12 protein-coding genes are annotated in these 15,497 nt (G+C 73.8%); 9 read left to right on the top strand and 3 right to left on the bottom strand.

Annotated elements, in window-relative coordinates; all coding sequences use genetic code 11:
• The first annotated feature begins 3 nt into the window (after positions 1-3).
• From H7K62_RS14900 to H7K62_RS14870, 7 genes are all read left to right on the top strand, one after another.
• Positions 4-282, top strand: a complete 279-nt coding sequence (locus H7K62_RS14900) for a sarcosine oxidase subunit delta (RefSeq protein WP_186719688.1) — start codon at positions 4-6, stop codon at positions 280-282.
• Complete coding sequence (locus H7K62_RS14895) at positions 279-3,224, top strand: glycine cleavage T C-terminal barrel domain-containing protein (RefSeq protein WP_186719686.1); 2,946 nt, start codon at positions 279-281, stop codon at positions 3,222-3,224. Before H7K62_RS14900 ends, H7K62_RS14895 begins: the two co-directional genes overlap by 4 nt.
• Positions 3,217-3,837, top strand: coding sequence for a sarcosine oxidase subunit gamma (locus H7K62_RS14890; protein ID WP_186719684.1), 621 nt, complete (start codon positions 3,217-3,219; stop codon positions 3,835-3,837). Before H7K62_RS14895 ends, H7K62_RS14890 begins: the two co-directional genes overlap by 8 nt.
• A 54-nt stretch (positions 3,838-3,891) precedes the next feature.
• Positions 3,892-6,372 (top strand): GcvT family protein, encoded by a 2,481-nt coding sequence (locus H7K62_RS14885; protein ID WP_186719682.1) that lies wholly within the window; start codon positions 3,892-3,894, stop codon positions 6,370-6,372.
• The gene (locus tag H7K62_RS14880; protein WP_186719680.1) at positions 6,369-7,748 is read left to right on the top strand and encodes an L-serine ammonia-lyase; all 1,380 of its coding nucleotides are present in this window, start codon (positions 6,369-6,371) and stop codon (positions 7,746-7,748) included. The genes H7K62_RS14885 and H7K62_RS14880 overlap by 4 nt, the downstream gene beginning before the upstream one ends.
• 11 nt (positions 7,749-7,759) lie before the next feature.
• On the top strand, positions 7,760-8,659 hold the full coding sequence (purU, locus tag H7K62_RS14875) for a formyltetrahydrofolate deformylase (RefSeq protein ID WP_370591792.1): 900 nt from the start codon (positions 7,760-7,762) through the stop codon (positions 8,657-8,659).
• A 256-nt stretch (positions 8,660-8,915) separates the two neighbouring features.
• Positions 8,916-10,550, top strand: a complete 1,635-nt coding sequence (locus H7K62_RS14870; protein ID WP_186719677.1) for a BCCT family transporter — start codon at positions 8,916-8,918, stop codon at positions 10,548-10,550.
• Between the two features lie 41 nt (positions 10,551-10,591).
• On the opposite strand, the gene H7K62_RS14865 is transcribed toward H7K62_RS14870, so the two are convergent.
• Positions 10,592-11,398 (bottom strand): IclR family transcriptional regulator, encoded by an 807-nt coding sequence (locus H7K62_RS14865; protein ID WP_186719675.1) that lies wholly within the window; start codon positions 11,396-11,398, stop codon positions 10,592-10,594.
• Positions 11,399-11,610: 212 nt separating this feature from the next.
• Here H7K62_RS14865 and H7K62_RS14860 point away from each other — a divergent pair, with 212 nt between their 5' ends.
• Complete coding sequence (locus tag H7K62_RS14860) at positions 11,611-12,924, top strand: aromatic ring-hydroxylating oxygenase subunit alpha (RefSeq protein ID WP_186719673.1); 1,314 nt, start codon at positions 11,611-11,613, stop codon at positions 12,922-12,924.
• Positions 12,921-14,108, top strand: coding sequence for an FAD-binding oxidoreductase (locus tag H7K62_RS14855; RefSeq protein WP_186719671.1), 1,188 nt, complete (start codon positions 12,921-12,923; stop codon positions 14,106-14,108). The genes H7K62_RS14860 and H7K62_RS14855 overlap by 4 nt, the downstream gene beginning before the upstream one ends.
• 45 nt (positions 14,109-14,153) lie before the next feature.
• Here the strand turns inward: H7K62_RS14855 and H7K62_RS14850 are convergent, their stop codons facing one another.
• Together H7K62_RS14850 and H7K62_RS14845 are read right to left on the bottom strand one after the other, a co-directional pair.
• Positions 14,154-15,065 (bottom strand): GNAT family N-acetyltransferase, encoded by a 912-nt coding sequence (locus H7K62_RS14850; RefSeq protein WP_186719670.1) that lies wholly within the window; start codon positions 15,063-15,065, stop codon positions 14,154-14,156.
• A 7-nt stretch (positions 15,066-15,072) separates the two neighbouring features.
• Positions 15,073-15,456, bottom strand: coding sequence for an ATP-binding protein (locus H7K62_RS14845; RefSeq protein WP_186719668.1), 384 nt, complete (start codon positions 15,454-15,456; stop codon positions 15,073-15,075).
• Between the last annotated feature and the right edge of the window lie 41 nt (positions 15,457-15,497).

Genomic DNA, 15,497 nt, shown 5'->3' with positions numbered 1-15,497 from the left:
GACGTGCAGATGATCCAGTGCCCGTGGTGCGGGCCCCGCGAGGAGGTCGAGTTCCACTACGGCGGGCAGGCCCACGTGCCCTACCCCTCCGAGCCGGCAGCGCTGAGCGACGAGGAGTGGGCCCACTACCTGTTCTTCCGCGACAACACCCGCGGCCTGTACGCCGAGCGCTGGTCGCACAGCTCCGGCTGCCGCAAGTGGTTCAACGCCGTGCGCGACACGGTGACGTACCGCTTCCACGCCACCTACCGCCCCGACGAGCCCCGGCCGGTGACCGCATGAGCGAGACGACCCCCACGACGACGCCCGCCGGCCCGCGGGCGCCCTTCCGCACGGCCACCGGCGGTCGCGTGGACCGCAGCACGCCGGTGCGGTTCACCTTCGCCGGCGTCGAGCACACCGGCTACCGCGGGGACACGCTGTCCTCCGCGCTGCTCGCCGACGGCGTCCACCAGATCGCCACCAGCATCAAGCTGGGCCGCCCCCGCGGCATCGGCGCCGCGTGGGCCGAGGACCCCAGCAGCCTGGTCCAGGTGGAGGAGCCCTTCCCGGACCCGATGCTCCTGGCCAGCACCGTGGAGGTCTTCGAGGGGCTCGTGGCCGACGGCGTGCCCGGCCAGGGGCGCCTCGCCGACATCGCCGACTCCGCCCGCTACGACTCCCGGCACCTGCACGTCGACCTGCTCGTGGTGGGCGCCGGTCCGGCGGGCCTGCAGGCCGCGCTGACCGCGGCCCGCTCGGGAGCGCGCGTGGCGCTGCTGGACGAGCAGTCCGAGGCCGGCGGCTCCCTGCTCGGCTCCGACGAGCTGCTCGACGGCCGCCCGGCGCTGGAGTGGGTGGCGGACGCCGTCGCCGAGCTCGCCGCCGCCCCGGAGGTGGTGCACCTGCAGCGGACCACCGTCTTCGGCGTCTACGACGACGGCTTCGCGCTCGCGGTGGAGCGCCGCACCGACCACCTCGGCGGGCAGGCCCCCGAGGGGGTCTCGCGCCAGCGCGTCTGGCGCGTGCGGGCCCGCCGCACGGTCGTGGCGCCCGGCGCCCACGAGCGCCCCGTGGTCTTCACCGACAACGACCGGCCCGGGACCATGCTCGCCGGCGCCGCCCGCACCTACCTGCACCGGTACGGCGTGCGCGCCGGCTCGCGCGCGGTGGTCTTCACCACCAACGACAGCGCCTACCGCGCCGCCGTGGACCTCGCGGACGCCGGCGTGGAGGTCGCGGCCGTCGTCGACACCCGTGAGGCCGCCCCCGCGCACTGGGCGGCTGAGTGCCAGCGGCGCGGCATCCGCGTCCGCACGGGCAGCGCCGTCGTCGGCACCCGGGGCACCGAGCGGGTCAGCGCCGCCCTCGTCGGGCCCTTCGACCGTGCGGGCCTCGCCGCGGGCGCCCGCTCCTCGGCCGGCCAGCCGGCGCCCGAGGTGCTCGAGTGCGACCTGCTGCTGGTCAGCGGCGGCTGGAACCCCGCCGTGCACCTGCACAGCCAGGCCCGCGGCAAGCTCTCCTTCGACGCGCGGCTGGGGGCGTTCCTGCCTGCCGAGCGCCTGGAGGACCTGCTGGTCGCCGGCTCCGGCGCAGGCGCCTTCGACCTGCAGACCTGCCTGCGCCAGGGGGGCGCCTCCGCCGCCACGGCCCTGGCCGAGATCGGCCTGGACGTCACCGCCGTCCCGGTGCCCTCGGCGCCCGCCCAGCCCCCCGTGACCGACCCCGACCTCGTGTGGGTGGTGCCGGACCCCTCCGGAGACAGCAGCCGCCAGTTCGTGGACGTCCAGCGGGACGCCACGGTCGCCGACGTCGAGCGAGCGCTCGGCGCCGGCCTGCGCTCGCCCGAGCACGTCAAGCGGTACACGACCATCGGGACCGCGCACGACCAGGGCAAGACGTCCGGGATCGTGGCCTCGGGGATCATCGCCGAGCTGCTGGGGTCCGCGCCGGAGTCGGTGGGCACCACCACCTTCCGCCCGCCGTACACCCCGGTCGCCTTCGCCACGCTCGCCGGCCGCGACCGCGGCCAGCTGTTCGACCCGGTCCGCACCACCTCCGTGCACGACTGGCACGTCCAGCAGGGCGCGGTCTGGGAGGACGTCGGCCAGTGGAAGCGCCCGCGGTACTACCCGCTGGCGGGCGAGGACATGGAGACCGCCGTGCTGCGCGAGTGCGCCGCGGCCCGGACGTCCGTCGGCATCCTCGACGGCTCCACCCTGGGCAAGATCGACGTGCAGGGCCCGGACGCCGGGGAGCTCCTGGACCGCCTGTACACCAACCTCATGAGCAGCCTCGCCGTCGGCAAGGTGCGCTACGGGGTGATGTGCGGTGCTGACGGGATGGTCATCGACGACGGCACCGTGCTGCGCGTCGCCGAGGACCGCTTCCTGGTGATGACCACCACCGGCGGTGCCGCCAAGGTGCTCGACTGGATGGAGGAGTGGCACCAGACCGAGTGGCCCGAGCTGGCCGTGCACCTGGCGTCGGTCACCGAGCAGTGGGCGGCGTTCCCCGTGGTGGGCCCGCGCTCGCGCGACGTCATCGCCGCGGTCTTCGGGCCCAGCGCCGGCGGGGACGTGGACGCCAGCAACGAGGCCTTCGGGTTCATGACCTGGCGCGACACCACCCTCGAGGGCGTGCCGGTCCGCCTGGCGCGGATCAGCTTCTCCGGCGAGCTCGCCTGGGAGGTCCACGTGGACGCCCGCCACGGGCTGGCCGTCTGGGAGCGTCTCGTCGCGGCCGGCGCCCCGTACGGGATCACCCCCTACGGCACGGAGACCATGCACGTGCTCCGGGCCGAGAAGGGCTACCCGATCATCGGGCAGGACACCGACGGCACCGTCACCCCGCAGGACCTCGGCATGGACTGGGTAGTGTCCAAGAAGAAGGTCGACTTCGTGGGCAAGCGCTCCTTCGCCCGCGCCGACAACCAGCGCGCCGACCGCAAGCACCTCGTCGGCCTGCTCCCGGTCGACGGCACCACCGTGCTGCCGGAGGGCTCGCAGATCGTCGAGCACTCCGAGGACGGCGTCCTGCCCGCCCCGCCGGTGCCGATGCTCGGCCACGTCACCTCCAGCTACCGCAGCGCGCACCTCGAGCGCCCGTTCGCCCTGGCGCTGCTCAAGGGCGGGCGCGCCCGCGCCGGCCAGCTGGTGCACGTCCCCGTCAAGGGCCGCCTCGTCGCCGCCGAGGTGACCGGCCCCGTCCTGGTCGACCCCGAAGGAGCTCGCCGCGATGGCTGACCCGACCGCCACCCTGGTGCCGCTTCCGCGCACCCTTCCGAGCACCCACCCCCTCGACGCCCGGCCCGACCTGACCGAGGCCACCGCCGGGACCGTCCGGGTGGAGCCGGTGGCGGCGATGGTGCAGGTCCGCGCCGCGCTGCCGGGGCCGTCGGCGGACGCCCTGGCCCGGGAGCTGGGCGTGCCGCTGCCGGCGCGCCCCGGCACCTGGGTCGCCACCCCCTCTGGTGGCCGCGTGGTCTGGCTGAGCCCCGACGAGTGGCTGGTGACCGACCCCTCGGCCCGCTCCTGGGAGCTGGAGGAGCGGCTGCGCTCCGCCGCCGCCCCCCTGGGAGGCGCCGCCGTGGACGTCTCGGCGCAGCGCGTCTGCCTGCGGCTGCAGGGGCCGCACGCCCGGGAGCTGCTCGCGGCCGGGTGCGCCACCGACACGCACCCCTCCGTGTTCCACGAGGGCAGCGCCGCCCAGACGCTGCTCGGCCAGGCCGGCGTGATCCTCCTCGCCCTCGGCGGCGACGGGCTGGACTACGAGGTGCTGGTGCGCTCGTCCTTCGCGCGCTACCTCGCCGACTGGCTCGCCGACGCCGCCACCGAGCACCGCACCGCGGGCGCCTGAGCGCACGCCACCCAGCCACCCAGCCACCCAGACCGCAGCAGCCAGGAGACGGACATGACCTCCTCACCCCGAGTGGTGATCATCGGTGCCGGCATCGTCGGGGCCAACCTCGCCGACGAGCTCACCGAGCGCGGCTGGGACCGCATCACGGTGCTCGACCAGGGGCCGCTGCCCCTGGCGGGCGGCTCCACCTCGCACGCCCCGGGTCTGGTCTTCCAGACCAACTCCTCCCAGACCATGGCCCGCCTGGCCTCCTACACCGTCGAGAAGCTGAAGTCCCTCGACGTCGACGGGGCGTGGTGCTTCAACCAGGTCGGCGGCCTGGAGGTGGCCACCACGCCCGAGCGGCTGGCCGAGCTGGAGCGCCGCCGCGGCTGGACCCGCTCGTGGGGCATCGGCGACGCGCGGATCCTCTCGCCCGCCGAGTGCGCGGCCCTGCACCCGCTGGTCGACCCGGAGCAGGTGCTCGGCGGCCTGCACGTGCCCAGCGACGGCCTGGCCAAGGCGCACCGCGCCGTCGTCGCGCTGATGGCGCGGGCCTCGGCCCGCGGCGCGGTCTTCCGCGGACAGACCGAGGTGCTCGGGGTGGAGCAGTCCGGCGGCCGCGTCACCGGGGTGACCACGGCCGACGGCGTGCTCCCCGCCGACGTCGTGGTCTCCTGCGCCGGGTTCTGGGGCCCGAAGGTCGGCGCGATGGTGGGCATGGACGTGCCGCTGCTGCCCCTGGCCCACCAGTACGCGAAGACCGGCCAGGTGCGCGAGCTCGTGGGCCGCAACACCGAGCTCGCCGAGGCGGGCCTGCCCATCCTGCGCCACCAGGACGCCGACCTGTACTTCCGCGAGCACGGCGACCGGGTCGGCATCGGCTCCTACGCCCACCGCCCCATGCCCGTGCGGCTGGACTCCCTCGACTCCTCCGACGAGGTCTCGGCGTCCTCGATGCCGTCGATGCTCCCCTTCACCGAGGAGGACTTCGCCCCCGCCTTCGAGGACGCGAGGAAGCTGCTCCCGGCGCTGGCCGAGGCGAAGGTGGAGGAGGGCTTCAACGGCGTCTTCTCCTTCACCCCCGACGGCGGCTCGCTGGTGGGGGAGAGCAAGGAGGTCGCGGGCTTCTTCGTGGCCGAGGCCGTGTGGGTCACCCACTCCGCCGGTGTGGCCAAGGCCGTGGCGCAGCTGCTGGTCGACGGGCGCTCGGAGTACGACCTGCACGCCCTCGACGTGCACCGCTTCGAGGAGGTGCAGCTCGACGAGGCCTACGTCAGCGAGACCTCGCAGCAGAACTTCCGCGAGATCTACGACATCCTCCACCCGCTGCAGCCCAAGGAGTCACCGCGCGACCTGCGGGTCAGCCCCTTCCACGCCCGCCAGGTGGAGCTGGGCGCGGTCTTCCTGGAGGCCTCCGGCTGGGAGCGCCCGCACTGGTACGAGGCCAACGCCGGCCTCGTCGAGCAGCTGCCCGCCGAGTGGACCCCGCCGGCGCGCGACGCGTGGGCCGCGAAGTTCCACTCGCCGATCGCCGCCGCCGAGGCGTGGAAGACCCGCACCGCCGTCGCGATGTACGACATGACCGCGCTCAAGCGCATCGAGGTCTCCGGTCCCGGTGCCCTGGGGCTCCTCGAGCGCATGAGCACCGGCAAGATGGACAAGTCCGTCGGGGCGGTGACCTACACGCTGTGGCTGGACGAGGCCGGCGGCATCCGCAGCGACGTCACGGTGGCGCGCCTGGGCGAGCAGCTGTTCCAGGTGGGCGCCAACGGCAACCAGGACGTCGTCCACCTGCTCGACGAGGTCCGCAGGGCCGGTCTGCAGGACAGGGTCCAGGTGCGTGACACCACCGGGGAGACCTGCTGCATCGGCCTGTGGGGCCCGAACGCCCGCACGCTCGTGGAGCGCCTGTCCACCGACGACTTCAGCAACGAGGGCCTGAAGTACTTCCGCGGCACCCGCGCCCGCATCGCCGGCGTGCCCGTGACGGCGCTGCGCCTGTCCTACGTCGGCGAGCTCGGCTGGGAGATCTACACCACCGCCGACAACGGCCAGCGGCTGTGGGACGCCCTGTTCGCCGCAGGCCAGGACCTCGGCGTCATCGCCGCCGGTCGCGCGGCCTTCAACAGCCTCCGGCTGGAGAAGGGCTACCGCTCCTGGGGCTCGGACATGACCACCGAGCACGACCCGTACGAGGCCGGCCTCGGCTTCGCCGTGCGCTCGGCCACCGGCACCTTCACCGGCAGCGAGGCGATCGCCGGGCGCAGCGAGGACACCGCCGCGCGCAGGCTCGCGTGCCTGACCATCGACGACGGCACCACCGTGGTGCTCGGCTCGGAGCCGGTGCTCGTGGACGGCCAGCCGGCCGGGTACGTCACCAGCGCGGCCTTCGGCCACACCGTCGGCCGCCCGATCGCCTACGCCTGGCTGCCCGCCTCGGCGGCGTCGGTCGGCAGCAGGGTCGAGATCGAGTACTTCGGGAAGCCGGTCGCGGCGACCGTCGCCGCAGAGCCGCTGGTCGACCCCGAGATGGCGCGGATCCGCCGGTGAGCCTGAGCGTCTTCGACCTGTTCAAGGTCGGCATCGGGCCTTCGAGCTCGCACACCGTGGGCCCGATGAAGGCCGCCTGGACCTTCGTGGAGCGGCTGCGCACCTCCGGGCTGCTGGGCCGGACCGCCCGGGTCCGCTGCGAGCTGTTCGGCTCCCTCGGGGCCACGGGCCACGGGCACGGCAGCCTCGGCGCGGTGGTGCTGGGCCTGTCCGGCGAGCAGCCGCACCTGGTCGACCCCGTGGCCGCGGCGCCGCTGGTGGCGCGGGCCCGGGAGGAGGGGCTGCTGCGCCTGGGCGGTGAGGGCGGCCCGGTCCTGCCCTTCGACGTCGACGAGGACGTGGTGCTCCACCGCCGCAAGCGGCTGGAGTTCCACAGCAACGGCATGGTCTTCCGCGCCCACGGCGCGGACGGGGAGGTGCTCGCCGAGCGGCACTACTACTCGGTGGGCGGCGGCTTCGTGCTCGACGAGGACGAGGCGGGCCAGCCCCAGCTGGTCCCCGACTCGACCCCGGTGGCGCACCCCTTCACCACCGGCCTGGAGCTGCTGGAGATCACCGAGCGGACCGGGCTGCGCATCAGCGACGTCATGATGGCCAACGAGCTGTCGTGGCGGACCGAGGCGGAGGTCCGCGAGGGCCTGCTCCACATCTGGTCCGTCATGCAGGAGTGCGTGGCGCACGGCACGAAGACCACCGGCGTGCTGCCCGGCGGGCTCAAGGTCCGGCGGCGCGCCGCCGCGCTCAAGGCCCGCCTGGAGCTGGAGGCCGACGAGCGCGACCCGCTGCGCGCCCTGGAGTGGGTGACGCTGTACGCGCTGGCGGTCAACGAGGAGAACGCCGCGGGAGGCCGGGTGGTCACCGCCCCCACCAACGGCGCCGCGGGGATCATCCCGGCGGTCCTGCACTACTACGAGCGGTTCGTGGAGGGCGCCGACGACGACGGCGTGGTGCGCTTCCTGCTCACCGCCGGGGCGATCGGGATGCTCTTCAAGCTCAACGCGTCCATCTCCGGCGCCGAGGTCGGGTGCCAGGGCGAGGTCGGTTCGGCGTGCTCGATGGCCGCTGCCGGTCTGGCCGAGGTCATCGGCGGCAACCCCCTGCAGGTGGAGAACGCCGCAGAGATCGGCATCGAGCACAACCTCGGGCTGACCTGCGACCCCGTCGGCGGGCTGGTGCAGATCCCCTGCATCGAGCGCAACGCCGTCGGCTCCGTGAAGGCCATCACCGCGGCGCGCATGGCGGTCCGCGGCGACGGAGCGCACCACGTCCCGCTGGACAAGGCCATCAAGACGATGCGCGAGACCGGCGCGGACATGAAGGACAAGTACAAGGAGACCGCGCGCGGCGGCCTCGCGCTGAACATCGTCGAGTGCTGAGGAGGCACCTCGTGACCACGACCGCACCTGCCGCCCCGGTGGCCGCCCCGGCCTCCGGGGCCCCCCGCACCGCGGTGCTCGCCCTCAGCTGCCCCCAGCAGCCGGGCATCGTCAACGCCGTGACGTCGTTCCTGTACCAGCAGGGCCACGACATCGTGGAGCACCAGCAGTTCGACGACCCCCACAGCGGTCGCCTGTTCTCGCGCACCGCCTTCGCCAGCGTGGACGGCGACGTCGACGTCGCCCGCCTCGAAGCGGCCTTCGCCCCCATCGCCGCCAAGTACGGCATGGACGTCAGCTTCAGCGGCGGCGAGCGCCCCCGGGTGCTCGTCATGGTGTCCAAGATGGGCCACTGCCTGAACGACCTCGTCTTCCGCTGGCGCTCGGACACCCTGGGCGGCGACCTCGTGGCCGTGGTGTCCAACCACGAGGACCTGCGGCCCATGGCCGAGGCGGCGGGGCTGCCGTTCCACCACGTGCCGATCACCGCCGCCACCAAGCCGGAGGCCGAGGCGCGGCTGCTGGAGCTGGTGACGGAGTCCGAGGCCGACCTCGTGGTGCTCGCGCGCTACATGCAGGTGCTCTCCGACGACACGTGCCGCACGCTCAAGGGCCGCGCCATCAACATCCACCACTCCTTCCTGCCGGGCTTCAAGGGCGCCAAGCCGTACCACCAGGCCTACGACCGCGGGGTGAAGCTCGTGGGCGCCACGGCGCACTACGTGACCCCGGACCTGGACGAGGGCCCGATCATCGAGCAGGAGGTCATCCGGATCGACCACTCCCACGACCCGGCGGCCCTGGCCACGGTCGGGCGTGACGCGGAGGCGCTGGCCCTGTCGCGCGCCGTGAGGTGGCACTGCCAGCACCGCGTCCAGCTGAACGGGCACCGCACGGTCGTCTTCCGCTGATCGTCGGGCGCCGCAGCGCCCCCCCGGAGAGCACCCGTCCTGACCAGGGCGGGTGCTCTCCGGCGTCCAGAGCTTGACGGTCGCTGGGCGGTCGCTGGACGGGCCCACCGTCCGCACCCCTTGACCGCAGACTGATGCATCAGAAAAGGTGTTACATCCAGGTCACACGCGGCAGCGCTGCCCGCTCCGCTCCTAGGGTGCTCCTCACCGCCCCAGCTGGACCTGGCCGCGCCGCCTGACGTGAGAGGACCGCACCATGTCGCTCGACCACGCAGCCCCCCCGTCCGAACACCGCCGCAGGCCCGTCGACACCCCCGTGCTCGCGGTCTCCGCGGTCGTCGTCGTCGCCCTGGTGGTGGTCGGCATCGCCGTGCCGGACCAGCTCGCCTCCGGCAGCAGCGACCTCCTCGGCTGGATCACCGGCAACCTCGGCTGGGCCTTCGCCGTCAGCGCCACCGGGTTCGTGGCGCTCGCGCTGGTCCTGGCCTTCAGCCGCACCGGCCGGATCCGCCTCGGCGCGGACGACGAGCGCCCGGCCTTCAGCCGGGCCTCCTGGATCGCCATGATGTTCTCCGCCGGCATGGGCATCGGCCTCATGTTCTACGGCGTCACCGAGCCCGTCACGCACCTCATGACCCCGCCGGAGGGCGACGTCACCGGTGGGACGCCGGCGGCCGCCGACGAGGCGATGCAGTACACGCTCTTCCACTGGGGCCTGCACCCGTGGGCCATCTACGCCGTCGTCGGCCTGGCGCTGGCCTACTCCAGCTACCGCAAGGGCCGCCCGGGCGGCTTCTCCGCGGCCTTCGCGCCGCTGCTGCGCGGCCCGCGCGGGCGCGGCGCCGCCAAGGCCATCGACGTCCTCGCCATCCTCGCCACCGTCTTCGGCTCGGCGGTCAGCCTGGGCCTGGGCGCCGCCCAGATGAACGGGGGCCTCTCGCAGGTCTTCGGCGTGGCCAGCAGCACCGGCTGGCAGGTGGGCATCATCGCGGTGCTCACGGTCTGCTTCATCATCAGCGCCGTCAGCGGCATCGAGCGCGGCGTCAAGATCCTGTCCAACACCAACATGGTGCTGGCCGGTCTGCTGCTCCTGTTCCTGTTCGTGGTGGGCCCGACCGTGTTCATCCTCGACATGGCCCCCAACGCCGCCGGCAACTACCTCGCCGGGCTGCCGCGCATGTCGCTGCGCACCGGAGTCTTCGGCGGCCAGGAGTGGCTGTCCGCCTGGACGATCTTCTACTGGGCGTGGTGGATGTCCTGGACGCCCTTCGTGGGGGCGTTCCTGGCCAAGATCTCCCGCGGCCGGACCATCCGCGAGTTCGTCGTCGGCGTCATGCTCATCCCCACGCTGGTGAGCCTGGTCTGGTTCTCCGTCTTCGGCGGCACCGCCATCAACGCCCAGCTGACCGGCGCGCTCGACGTGCTGGCCAGCGACGACCAGAACGTGCAGATGTTCAACCTGCTCGCGCTGTTCCCGTGGTCCGGGCTCACCTCGATCGTCGTCGTCGTCCTGGTGGCGATCTTCTTCGTGTCGGGCGCGGACGCCGCGAGCATCGTCATGGCGTCCCTGTCGAGCCACGGCGACGACGAGCCGCGCCGCTGGCTCACCGCCTCCTGGGGCGCCATCACCGGCGTGGTGGCCGTCGTCCTGCTCTACGCGGGCGGCCTCAAGGCGCTGCAGAACCTCACGATCATCGCCGCGACCCCGTTCCTCGTGGTCATGGTGCTGCTGTGCTGGGCCCTGCTGAAGGACCTGCGCGGCGACAAGGCCCCGGTCACCGGGCAGTTCCCCGCGGTGCCGCCCGCCGCCCCGGCGGCGTCCAGCCGGACGGTCTCGGTGGTCGAGGCCGAGGACGCCGCGGCCGCGCGGCGGGTCCCGGTCGCGGACTGAGCCGTGGCGAGGCCCGGTGCCGGCGGTGCTCTGCCGCCGGCTCAGCCGGGCTTGACCGCGCCCAGGCGCCACGAGGCCCGGGTCGCCGCCGCCACGACGCGGGCCGCGGTCCCGGGGAGCGACTCAGGGGTCATCCGGTACGTGGGGCCCCCCACGGTCATCGCGGCGACCACCGCGCCGTCGGCGCCCCGCACGGGCGCCCCCACCACCACCAGGCCCGCCTCGTGCTCCTCCTGGGCCACCGCCCACCCGCGCTCGCGCACCTTGCGGAGGTCCTCGCCCAGGGCCGCGCGGTCCACCAGGGTGTGCTCGGTGAACCGCTCCAGGCCGGCGCGGCACAGGTCCGCCAGGTGCTGCTCGGGCCACTCGGCGAGGAACACCTTGCCCGCGGCGGTGGCGTGCAGGGGACCGCGGCGCCCCACGTAGTCGGTGCTGGCCACGATGGCGCTGCCGGCGGCCTGGTCGACGGTGGTGATCTGCACGCCGTCGCTCACCACGAGGTTCACGGTGTCGCCGGCCTCCTCGGCCAGCTGGGCGCACAGGGGGCGGCACAGGGCGGTGACGTCCTGGGCGCCCGCCGCCCCGGCGGCCAGCTGGCCGGCGGAGGGACCGAGCCGGTAGCGGCCGCGGTCACCGTCCTGCTGGACCAGTCCGCGCGCCTCCAGCGTGGCGAGCAGGCGGAACGCCGTCGCCTTGTGGATGGCCACCCCCGCCGCCAGGTCCGTCAGGCCCGAGGGGCCCCGCGCCGCCAGCGCCTGCAGCAGCGAGACGGCCCGGTCCACCGACTGGACCGTGCCCTCGCGCGCGCCGCCGGTGGCCCCGCTGCTGTCACCGCCGTCGTTCCGCATCCCGGAACACTACGGCGGTTCGGCGAGTCTGCTGCGGATCGCGGCGGCACCCCTTGACAGCGCCGGGCCGTGGTTCCAAGATCTGCCGTACCACACAGCGAGACAGTTTCACCAGATGAAACTCCCGGGCGATGACGCCCGCGAGACCCGCCAGGCCCACCGACAGCGCCCGCCCGTGCGACACCGGAGAAGCCGGTCCGAAGGGAAGCCCCATGACCACTCAGCTCACGCCGCCCACCGCCGCGAGCAGCCCGGCCTCCGCGACCGCCGCCCCAGCGCCCGGTGCGAGCGCCGCTGAGCTGGTCGCGCGGCGCCAGAAGGGCTACAGCCTGGAGGGCGGCTTCTACACCAGCCAGGAGGTCTACGACCTCGACATCGACGTCATCTTCACCCAGAACTGGATCTTCGTGGCCGCGGCCGCCGAGATCCCCGAGGCGGGCGACTTCGTCACCGTGGAGGTCGGCAAGGCCTCCGTCATCGTCGTGCGCGACGACGACGACCAGATCGCGGCCTTCCACAACGTCTGCCGGCACCGCGGCTCGCGGCTGCTGGAGGACAAGGGCTTCGTGGGCAACATCGTGTGCCCCTACCACCGCTGGACCTACGCCCTCGACGGCTCGCTGCTGCACGCCGAGTCCCAGCCCCCCACGTTCGACAAGACCTGCTTCTCGCTGCGCACGGTGCACGTGCGCAACCTCGCCGGCCTGGTCTTCATCTGCCTGGCACCCGAGGCCCCGGCGGACTTCGACGAGGTCGCGAAGATCGTCGAGCCGCACCTGGCGCCCTACCAGCTGGACAAGGCCAAGGTCGCCCGTCAGGTGGACCTGCCGGAGGCGGGCAACTGGAAGCTCGTCATGGAGAACAACCGCGAGTGCTACCACTGCGACGGCCACCCCGAGCTCACCAGCGCCTACTTCCCGATCTTCGCCTACGACGAGGAGGACATCACCCCTCGTCTCAAGCCGCTCTTCGACAGGTACACGAAGGCCGCGGACGCCCTCGCCGAGAAGCGCCGCGAGCAGGGCACGCCGCTGCAGGACCACATGCAGCTGGACACCCGCCAGGTCGGCTTCCAGCTCTCGCACCTGCCGCTGGACGGCGAGGGCAAGTCCTTCGCCGAGAACGGCGCCGCCGTGTGCTCCAAGCTCATCGGCGAGGTCAAGGACGCCGCCTTCGGCGACCTGTCGCTGCACATGCAGCCCAACAGCTGGTTCCACTTCCTGGGCGACCACGCCGTGGTCTTCTCGGTGATGCCCACGTCGCCCACCACCAGCGTCCTGCGCACCACCTGGCTGGTGCACCCGGACGCGGAGGAGGGCGTGGACTACGACCTCGAGAGCCTGTGCACCGTCTGGAACGCCACCAACGACCAGGACCGGGTGCTGGTGACCAACACCCAGATCGGCTGCGGCGACCCGAGCTACGTGCCCGGTCCGTACTCGATGGTCGAGGACCAGGTCGAGGGCTTCGTGAACTGGTACGTCACCCGCCTGCGCGAGCACCTGGGCGTGGAGGCCACCGCATGACCAGCGCCGCGACCGCCCCCACCACCGGGGCCGCGCCGGCCCCGCAGGCCCCGCCCCACCCCGGCGGCCTGACCACCTGGGGCGACGAGGAGGACGAGTCGCTGCTCGTCTGCCAGGCGGTGCTGGACGTCACGCACGACGTGAAGACGTTCACCTTCGCCTCCCCGCAGCCGCACCTGTTCCACTTCGAGCCGGGGCAGTTCATCACCCTGCGCCTGGACGTGGACGGCACCGAGGTGCTGCGCTCCTACACCGTCTCCTCCCCGCCCACCCGGCCCCACGCGCTGTCCATCACGGTCAAGCGCAAGCCGGGCGGGGTGGTCTCCCCGTGGCTGCACGACACGGTGCGGCCCGGCACCGCCCTGCGGGTGCAGCCGCCGCTGGGCGTGTTCAGCCACAGCCGCCACCCGTCGGGCAGGTACCTGTTCCTGTCCGCCGGCAGCGGCATCACGCCGCTGATGTCCATGACGCGGACGCTGGCCGACCTCGGCCGCGACGCCGACGTGGTCTTCGTGCACAGCGCCCGCACTCCCGCGGACATCATCTTCCGCCGGGAGCTCGAGGCCCTGGAGGCGCTGCACCCGTGGCTGCGGGTGGAGCACGTGGTCGCGGAGACCGGTGACGAGCCCGGCTGGTCCGGGCTCGTCGGCCAGCTGGACGGCCCGATGCTCACCGCCGCGGTGCCGGACTTCGCCGACCGGGAGGTCTTCGTCTGCGGGCCGCCGCCGTACATGGACGCCGTCCGCGCCGCGCTGCTCGCCGCCGGGCTGCCGGCGGAGCAGTACCACCAGGAGACGTTCAGCTTCGAGCGGCTCGACCTGGGCGACGCCTCCGCGGAGCCCTCGCTCGACGCCCCGGACGTCGAGCGCGTGGCCGACGCCTCTGCCGGTGACTCCGCCGGTGCCCCCGCCGAGGCGGAGGAGGGCTTCGCCGTGCAGTTCACGCGCAGCGGTCGCTCCATCCGCTGCGGACGCGACGAGACGATCCTGCAGGCGGCGTTCCGCGCCGGTCTGACCCCGCCGTCCTCGTGCAGCGAGGGCGTCTGCGGCACCTGCAAGACCACGCTGGTGGACGGCGAGGTCGACATGCAGCACCAGGGCGGCATCCGTCCGCGCGAGGTGACGATGGGCAAGGTGCTGCTGTGCTGCTCCAAGCCCCTCACCGACGTCTCGGTGGAGGCCTGACGCCGGGCCTGCTCCTCGGGTCTCGTCCTCGGTCTGGGCAGGCGCTCAGCCGGCGGGGCGCGACCAGGTGAGCCACAGCGGCTCGACCCGGTAGCCCAGCCGGCGGTTGGCCCGCAGGGACGCCTCGTTGACCTCGGCCCCGCCGGTGCGGAACGTCCGCACCCCGCGCGAGGCGAGGTCGACGACGGCGAACGCCTTCAGGGCGGTGGCGACGCCGCGCCCCCGCTGGTCCGCAGCGACCGCCGTGAGGTCGGTGTCCGCGCTGCGGCCGTCCTCGTCGACCTCCAGCAGCGTCACGGCGACCAGGCGGCCACCGCCGCCCGCGGCGGCGGAGGCGGTCGCGCCGTACCCGACGCGCCCCGGGCCGGTCAGAGCGGCCACCACGTCGTCGAGGTCGTGGTCGGGGGGCGGTGTCGCCGGGGTGGCGGGGAAGTCGGCGCGGCAGCTCCGCAGCAGCCGGTGGGCCGGACCCGCGTCAGCGCGGTCGAGCCGGTGCAGGCGCAGGCCTCTGCCGAGAGCTGCCTGCGCCCGGCGGTGGAGGACGTGCAGGTCGTCGTCGTCGACGTCCAGGCGGGCGCCCCAGGAGCGGCTGGCGAGGGCGTAGCCAGCGCGCCGCACCCCCTCGAGGGAGAGCGCAGCGTCCTCACGCACGGTGACGTGCCAGTAGTCGACGCCCGCCCCGAGCCGGCCGCCCGGCGTGGTGGCGGCCCGCTCCGCGTCCAGCCAGGACTCCAGGTCCGCGGCCAGCAGCGTCAGCCGCCTCTCCCGCGGGCGGGCGTCGACGGAGCTGGACAGGGCAGCCGCGGTGACACCGTCCGGGCCGCGCAGGACCACCGCGCGCCCCTCGTCGAGCGCTCGGGCGAGGTCGGGGGCGGGCTGGCCCGGGAACGCCGCCGCCCAGAGCGCGAGGAGCCGCTCCAGGTCCGCCGGTGACGCGGCGTCGACGGTAGGGCCCACGCGGGCCTCAGAGGTGGCGGTCGCTGGACAGGGTGAACCAGACGACCTTGCCGCCGGGCTCCTCCTGCACACCCCACGCGTCAGCGAGGTCCTCCAGCAGCGCCATGCCCCGACCGTGCGGGGAGCCGCGGCGCAGCCGCAGCACCTGCGGCAGCTCCGTGCTGTCGTCGCCGACCTCCACCCGGATCGTCTCGGTCGTGGCGATGACGCTCAGCCGCGCGCGGCTGGCGGCGTGCAGGACGGCGTTGGTGACCACCTCGCTGGTGAGGAGGACGGCGAGGTCGGTGGACAGGCCGGATGCGCCGGACGCGCGGCAGCGCTCGCGCACCACCGCACGGGCGGCTGCGATGGAGCTGGGGACCGCGTCGAGGACGGTCGACGCTCGCTCCACCCCTCGAGATTAGGGGCGCCCCGGGCGCTCCACCCGCCGGG

The organism is Quadrisphaera sp. RL12-1S, from assembly GCF_014270065.1.
In the GTDB taxonomy this organism is placed as follows: Bacteria; Actinomycetota; Actinomycetes; order Actinomycetales; family Quadrisphaeraceae; genus Quadrisphaera.
Note: the sequence above shows the minus strand (reverse complement) of the source record. Positions and strands in the feature narration are given on the sequence as shown.

Coding starts and splice junctions, on each gene's coding strand:
- H7K62_RS14895 (WP_186719686.1), top strand. CDS start 279: ATGAGCGAGACGACCCCCACGACGACGCCCGCCGGCCCGCGGGCGCCC.
- H7K62_RS14890 (WP_186719684.1), top strand. CDS start 3,217: ATGGCTGACCCGACCGCCACCCTGGTGCCGCTTCCGCGCACCCTTCCG.
- H7K62_RS14885 (WP_186719682.1), top strand. CDS start 3,892: ATGACCTCCTCACCCCGAGTGGTGATCATCGGTGCCGGCATCGTCGGG.
- H7K62_RS14870 (WP_186719677.1), top strand. CDS start 8,916: ATGTCGCTCGACCACGCAGCCCCCCCGTCCGAACACCGCCGCAGGCCC.
- H7K62_RS14865 (WP_186719675.1), bottom strand. CDS start 11,398: ATGCGGAACGACGGCGGTGACAGCAGCGGGGCCACCGGCGGCGCGCGC.
- H7K62_RS14860 (WP_186719673.1), top strand. CDS start 11,611: ATGACCACTCAGCTCACGCCGCCCACCGCCGCGAGCAGCCCGGCCTCC.
- H7K62_RS14855 (WP_186719671.1), top strand. CDS start 12,921: ATGACCAGCGCCGCGACCGCCCCCACCACCGGGGCCGCGCCGGCCCCG.